The following is a 5,940-nucleotide window of genomic DNA, read 5'->3' on the forward strand; positions in this document are numbered from 1 at the left end:
GGTGGCCACCCGGGCGCCGGCAGCGGCACCCCGCGCTGCAGCACCGGCGCCTGCGCCACGGCCCGCCGTGGCCAAGGCAACGGCCAGCGCGCCCCGCGTGGCGTCTTCCGCCACCCCGAAGGCACCTGCGCCTGCCCCGGCGCGCCTGCCTGCGGCCAAGGCGCCCGCCCCCGCCCCCGCAGCCAAGGCAGCGGCGCAGGGTGGCGATGACGATTGGGAGAGCTTCTAAATCGATAGCGGCCAGCACATGACCATCAAGCGCTGGCGGCTATTTTTTGTGGTCGGTATTCCGGCCGATTTGACAGCAAGGCAGCGTGAGCTGCCTTTTGTTTTGGTGCACCTTGAAAGGATTCTCCGATGCCCCTGGTCAACATCCGCCTTGCGCGCCGCGACCTGCCGACTACCGCAGCCCAGAAAGCCGCCCTGATTGCGGGCGTGACCCAGCTCATGCAGCAGGTGCTGGACAAGCGGCCGGAAAGTGTCACCGTCATCATCGACGAGGTGGATCTGCAGAACCTGTTTGAGGCATTTTCGGGGATCGCATTGGAGTGCAATCGGGATGAGTGGATGCTTCGGGTGCGCCGCATGGGCTCATGCCCATGCAAGCAGCCGGGGCGTCCAATCGCCCGATTTCACTCCAACCCTTCGGGCAAGTGCCTTGCCGGGCGGTCTGCGGCGTTGCGGCGCTTGTTGATAGCTGAGCTATCAACTGCGCCCCGCGCCTTGCATCCCATCCCGGCAAGGGACTTGTGCGACCCCGAAAATACCTCAAACAGGTTCTCGTAACTGGGGGCAAGGCGGTGAGCCGGTGACCGTGATCCGCCAGCGAAGCAAGGGGCCGACGCAGGCTTGAGCGGTGGCGCGCTACACCTGCGCGCCTTCGACCAGAAACTGCACCTTGCGCTCGCCCTTCCACTCGTTCACATCCAGGCGGAAGGCCAGCAGCACCCGGGCAGGCAACTGCTCGGTGTGGCCGAACCAGATGGCATCCACGGGGTTGCCCTGGTGGATGAGCTTGAGCGACAGGTGGTTCTTGGCCTCGCCCACCAGGCGCTGGCTCACGATCTGCACCTCTTCGCTGAAGGTGGGGGGCGCAAAGCCCTGGCCCCAGACCTCGCGGTGCAGCGTGTCCACGATGTCGGCGCGGCAGTATTCGGGGGCCAGCGGGCCGTCGGTTTCGATGCGGCGGGTGAGGGTGGCGGCGTCCAGCCATTCCTGCGCCACCTGGGCAAAGGCCTGCTCGAACACGTCGAACGATTCCTCCGCCACGGTGCAGCCCGCCGCCATGGCGTGGCCGCCGAACTTGAGGATCACGCCCGGGTGGCGCTTGGCCACCAGGTCCAGCGCGTCGCGCAGGTGAAAGCCGGGGATGGAGCGGCCCGAGCCTTTGAGTTCATGCTCTTTGCCCGGCGCGCTGCTGGCCGCAAACACGAAGGTGGGGCGGTGCAGCTTGTCCTTGATGCGGCTGGCCACGATGCCGACCACGCCTTCGTGGAAGTCGGGGTCGAACACGCTGATGGCGGGCGGGGGCTCCTCGCTCTCGTCAAACAGGCTCTCGGCCATCAGCATGGCCTGTTCGCGCATGCCGCTTTCAATGTCGCGGCGCTCGCGGTTGATGCCGTCCAGCGTGGCGGCCAGTTCGGCAGCGCGGCCTGCGTCGTCCGTCAGCAGGCATTCGATGCCCAGCGTCATGTCGGCCAGGCGGCCTGCGGCGTTGATGCGTGGGCCTAAAGCAAAGCCAAAGTCGAAGGTGGTGGCCACGGGCGCCTTGCGGCCGGCGGCGTGGAACAGGGCGGCGATGCCTGCGGGCATCTGCCCCGCGCGGATGCGCTTCAAGCCCTGGGCGACCAGGCGGCGATTGTTGGCATCCAGCTTGACCACGTCGGCCACGGTGCCCAGCGCCACCAGGGTGAGCAAGGGGTCGAGCTTGGGTTGCGTGGCGGCGTCGAACACGCCACGCGCACGCAGCTCGGCGCGCAGGGCCAGCAGCACATAAAACATCACGCCCACCCCGGCCATGGACTTGCTCTCGAACGGGCAGCCGGGCTGGTTGGGGTTGACGATGGCGTCCGCCGCAGGCAGCTCGGGGCCAGGCAGGTGGTGGTCGGTCACCAGCACCTGCAGGCCCAGCGCCTTGGCCTCGGCCACGCCGTCCACGCTGGCGATGCCGTTGTCCACGGTGATGAGCATGTCGGCACCCCGCTCGGCCACGCGGCGGGCGATCGAGGCGGTGAGGCCGTAGCCGTCGGTCACGCGGTCGGGCACCAGGTAGTCCACGTTCTGGGCGCCCAGCAGCCGCAGGCCGCGCACACCCACGGCGCAGGCGGTGGCGCCGTCGCAGTCGTAGTCGGCCACGATGATGAGCCGTTGGTTCTGCGCCATGGCATCGGCCAGCAGGCGGGCTGCAGCGTCAATGCCCTTCAAGCCGTGGTCGCCACTGGGCGGCAGCAGGCGGCCCAGGCCATCGTCCAGTTCGTCCTTGGCCCGCACGCCACGCGCGGCGTACAGGCGCGCCAGCAGCGGGTGCACGCCGGCCTGCTCCAGCGCCCAGGCGGCGCGGGGTGGAATGTCTCTTGCTATTATTTTCATAGCTGCACCAGCATATTCGACCAGCGCATGGGGCGAAAAAGACTTTGAATCCGCTGTGCAAGGCTGCGTGGAGCGGTGTGGAAGCCCAGCGCATTGCGTTCGCCGCACAGGGTCAGTTGCACGGGCGTGCCGCTTTCGGCCCGGCGCAGCAGGTCGGCCACGGGGCCTGCGTCCAGCGCGGCCCAGGCGCTGGCCCAGGTGCGCCAGTCGTCGTGCAAGGCGGCGTCCCGCAGGTTGGTGGGCATGTGGGGGGGCACAGTGCCAAGCGGTGGGCCAGCCAGTGCGCCCGTGCCGTGCACCCAGAACGAGTTGACGACGGGCAGCCCGCGCGCTGAGCGCTCGTCGTTGAAGGCGTGGGTGTACAGCAGCATCTGCATCTCGCTGTGCAGGCGGTGCAGGGTGCGGGCTTGTTTCACATCGGGCATCCAGGCGCGCACGTCGCGCAGCAGCACGCGCTCCAGCGACGCGGTGGCCAGGTCGGCAAACAGCGGCCCGCTGGCCAGCCAGCGCGTGGGCTGGTCGTAGTGCAGGGTGATGCCGTCCTCGGCAAACCAGGGCGCCACGATGGCCAGCAGCGCGCGGGACGCGGCTTCGTCCAGCCCCAGCTGTTCGGGGTCGCGCAGGGTGACGTGGTCGGTGCTGACCTGCCACTGGCAGGGCGTGACGAAGGCCCAGGCTTCGTCGTGGGTCGTCAGGCCTTGCTGGTGGCGGTGCCAGGCGGCCCAAGGGATGCGGCCGTCCTGAGCAGGCAGGCTCAGGGCGCGGGCCAGGGCGCGTTCATGGGGGGCGGAGAAGCTGGTTTCTTCGCCGCTGTCGCTCTGGGCGGGATGGGGGCTGAGCCGGGCCAGCAGCCGTTCCAGGTGGGGCAGGGCCAGGCCCTGTTGGGCTTGCTGGCATCCCGGCGAGGCGCTGGCGGCGTAGGGAATGAGCAAATGGGTGGTGTCCGACATGGGCGTATTGTCCGGGATGCCACAATCGGCCCGGCCCGTAGCGTGCATTCCGCACCGTACAGGTCCTTCTTTCCTAATCCATGCAAATTCCCTACGAACTGGCCCTGGGCTGGCGCTACACGCGCGCGGGCCGCGCCACGCGGCGCAATGGCTTCATCTCGTTCATCTCGGGCGTGTCCATGCTGGGCATTGCGCTGGGGGTGGCGGCGCTGATCATCGTGCTGTCGGTGATGAACGGCTTTCAGAAGGACGTGCGCGACCGCATGCTCAGCGTGGTCTCGCACATCGAGATCTTTGCGCCCCTGGGGGCCGCACTGCCGGACCCGGCGCTCACCCTGGCCGAGGCCAAGAAGAACCCGAATGTGATCGGGGCTGCACCTTTTGTGGCGGCCCAGGCCCTGCTGGCGCGTGGCGAAGACATGAAAGGTGCTCTGGTGCGTGGCATCGATCCGGCCCTGGAAGGCGCGGTGACCGACCTGGCCGCCACCAACGAGAAGACGCTGAACCTTCTGGTGCCCGGCGAGTTCCGCGTGGTGCTGGGGGGCGAGCTGGCCCGTGCCCTGGGCGTGCGGGTGGGCGACCCGGTGACGCTGATAGCGCCCGCCGGCCAGGTGACGCCCGCAGGCGTGGTGCCGCGCCTCAAGCAGATGACGGTGGCGGGCACGTTTGACTCGGGCCACTACGAATACGACTCGGCCCTGGTGCTGCTGCACCATGAGGACGCGCAGCGCATCTTCCGCTTGGAAGGCCCCACGGGTGTACGCCTCAAGCTCAAGGACCTGCACCTGGCCCGCGAGGTGGCGCAGCAACTGGCGCAGTCCCTGAGCGGCCAGCTACTGATCCGCGACTGGACGCAGCAGAACCGTACCTGGTTCGCCGCGGTGCAGCTCGAAAAACGCATGATGTTCATCATCCTCACGCTCATCGTGGCCGTGGCGGCGTTCAACCTGGTCTCCACGCTGGTGATGACGGTGACCGACAAGCGCGCTGACATCGCCATCCTGCGCACGCTGGGCGCCAGCCCCAAGAGCATCATGGGCATCTTCGTGGTGCAGGGCGCGATGGTGGGTGTGATTGGCACGCTGGTGGGCCTGCTGCTGGGCCTGGGCATCGCCTTCAACATCGACGTGATCGTGCCGGCCATCGAGCGCGCACTGAACGCGAGCTTTTTGCCCAAGGACATCTATCTCATCAGCAAGATGCCCAGCGAGCCGCAGAGCAGCGACATCGTGCCCATTGCGGTCATCTCGCTGGTGCTGGCCTTTGTGGCCACCCTGTACCCCAGCTGGCGCGCCAGCCGTGTGAACCCTGCCGAGGCGCTGCGTTATGAGTAATCCCACCTCCAACGACAATAAAAACAACGCTCACCCGGTGGTGCTGGAAGCCAAGGGCCTGACCAAACGCTTTACCGAAGGCCGCCTGGATGTGACCGTGCTCAAGGGCGTGGACCTGCAGATCCATGCGGGTGAAACGCTGGCGATCGTGGGTGCCTCGGGCTCGGGCAAGAGCACCTTGCTGCACCTGCTGGGCGGGCTGGATGCACCCACGGCGGGCACGGTGCGCCTGAAGGGCGAGGAGATGTCGTCGCTGTCGGCGGAGCGCCAGGGGCAGCTGCGCAACCAGCACCTGGGGTTTATCTACCAGTTCCACCACCTGCTGCCGGAGTTCAGTGCGCTGGACAACGTGGCGATGCCGCTGCGCATTCGCCGTCTGCCGTTGGCGCAGTGCCATGCCGAGGCGGAGCGGGTGCTGGCGTCGGTCGGTTTGAAGGAGCGGCTGATGCACCGGCCGGCCGAGCTGTCGGGCGGTGAGCGTCAGCGGGTGGCGATTGCGCGGGCCTTGGTGACCCGGCCTGCGTGTGTGCTGGCGGACGAGCCTACGGGCAATCTGGACCGGAGTACGGCTGATGGGGTGTTTGACTTGATGCTGCAATTGGCGCGGGACCAGGGCACGGCGTTTGTGATGGTGACGCACGATGAGTCGCTGGCGGCCCGGTGTGACCGGGTGGTGAGGCTGGTGTCTGGGGTTTTGGGGTGATTTTGGCTGGATTCGCTAGTGGAATATGCGGTGGTAGCTATTGATTTCATAGCGTTTTCTTGTGGTTGCTGATTGGATCGCATGCCTGGGTTGAAGGCGGAGGCCGGGAGTCGCCCGGCGTGCGAGTAACTTTCTTTTGCTTCGCCAAAAGAAAGTCACCAAAGAAAAGGCGACCCCCAGTCTGCGACCCCTTCGCAACGCGAAGGGGCAAACCTGCGGCGGGGCGGCTGTGGGGTGCGCCGTGGAACTCACTGCGCTGCGTTGCAGCTTCGTTCAGACATCCACGGCGAGTCAGTGCACGAGGCATGGGCGCTCCGACGCCCATGCTCACCCCGCAACCGCCCCGCCGCAGGCGCAGCCAGCA

At 67.3% G+C, this 5,940-nt stretch carries 5 protein-coding genes and 1 pseudogene; 4 read left to right on the plus strand and 2 right to left on the minus strand.

What is annotated here, in order from left to right; translation table 11 throughout:
* Positions 1-229 (plus strand): annotated as a pseudogene (locus tag ACTJKQ_RS21910) (methyl-accepting chemotaxis protein); the annotation flags it as partial.
* A 128-nt stretch (positions 230-357) separates the two neighbouring features.
* A complete protein-coding gene (locus tag ACTJKQ_RS21915) occupies positions 358-786 on the plus strand; it encodes a tautomerase family protein (protein WP_440598048.1) in 429 nt (142 codons plus the stop codon).
* A gap of 78 nt (positions 787-864) precedes the next feature.
* On the opposite strand, the gene recJ is transcribed toward ACTJKQ_RS21915, so the two are convergent.
* Positions 865-2,589: a single-stranded-DNA-specific exonuclease RecJ gene (gene recJ / locus ACTJKQ_RS21920; RefSeq protein WP_440598049.1), complete on the minus strand. Its 1,725-nt coding sequence runs from the start codon at positions 2,587-2,589 to the stop codon at positions 865-867.
* The gene (locus ACTJKQ_RS21925; RefSeq protein WP_440598050.1) at positions 2,586-3,539 is read right to left on the minus strand and encodes a phosphoglycerate mutase; all 954 of its coding nucleotides are present in this window, start codon (positions 3,537-3,539) and stop codon (positions 2,586-2,588) included. The genes recJ and ACTJKQ_RS21925 overlap by 4 nt, the downstream gene beginning before the upstream one ends.
* Positions 3,540-3,619: 80 nt before the next feature.
* On the opposite strand from ACTJKQ_RS21925, the gene ACTJKQ_RS21930 reads away from it, so the two are divergent.
* Positions 3,620-4,873 (plus strand): lipoprotein-releasing ABC transporter permease subunit, encoded by a 1,254-nt coding sequence (locus ACTJKQ_RS21930; protein WP_436075623.1) that lies wholly within the window; start codon positions 3,620-3,622, stop codon positions 4,871-4,873.
* On the plus strand, positions 4,866-5,576 hold the full coding sequence (gene lolD, locus ACTJKQ_RS21935) for a lipoprotein-releasing ABC transporter ATP-binding protein LolD (RefSeq protein WP_056060918.1): 711 nt from the start codon (positions 4,866-4,868) through the stop codon (positions 5,574-5,576). The genes ACTJKQ_RS21930 and lolD overlap by 8 nt, the downstream gene beginning before the upstream one ends.
* Positions 5,577-5,940 lie beyond the last annotated feature (364 nt).

The sequence above is a fragment of the Acidovorax sp. 22279 genome (genome assembly GCF_052045435.1).
GTDB lineage: Bacteria > Pseudomonadota > Gammaproteobacteria > Burkholderiales > Burkholderiaceae_C > Acidovorax > Acidovorax delafieldii.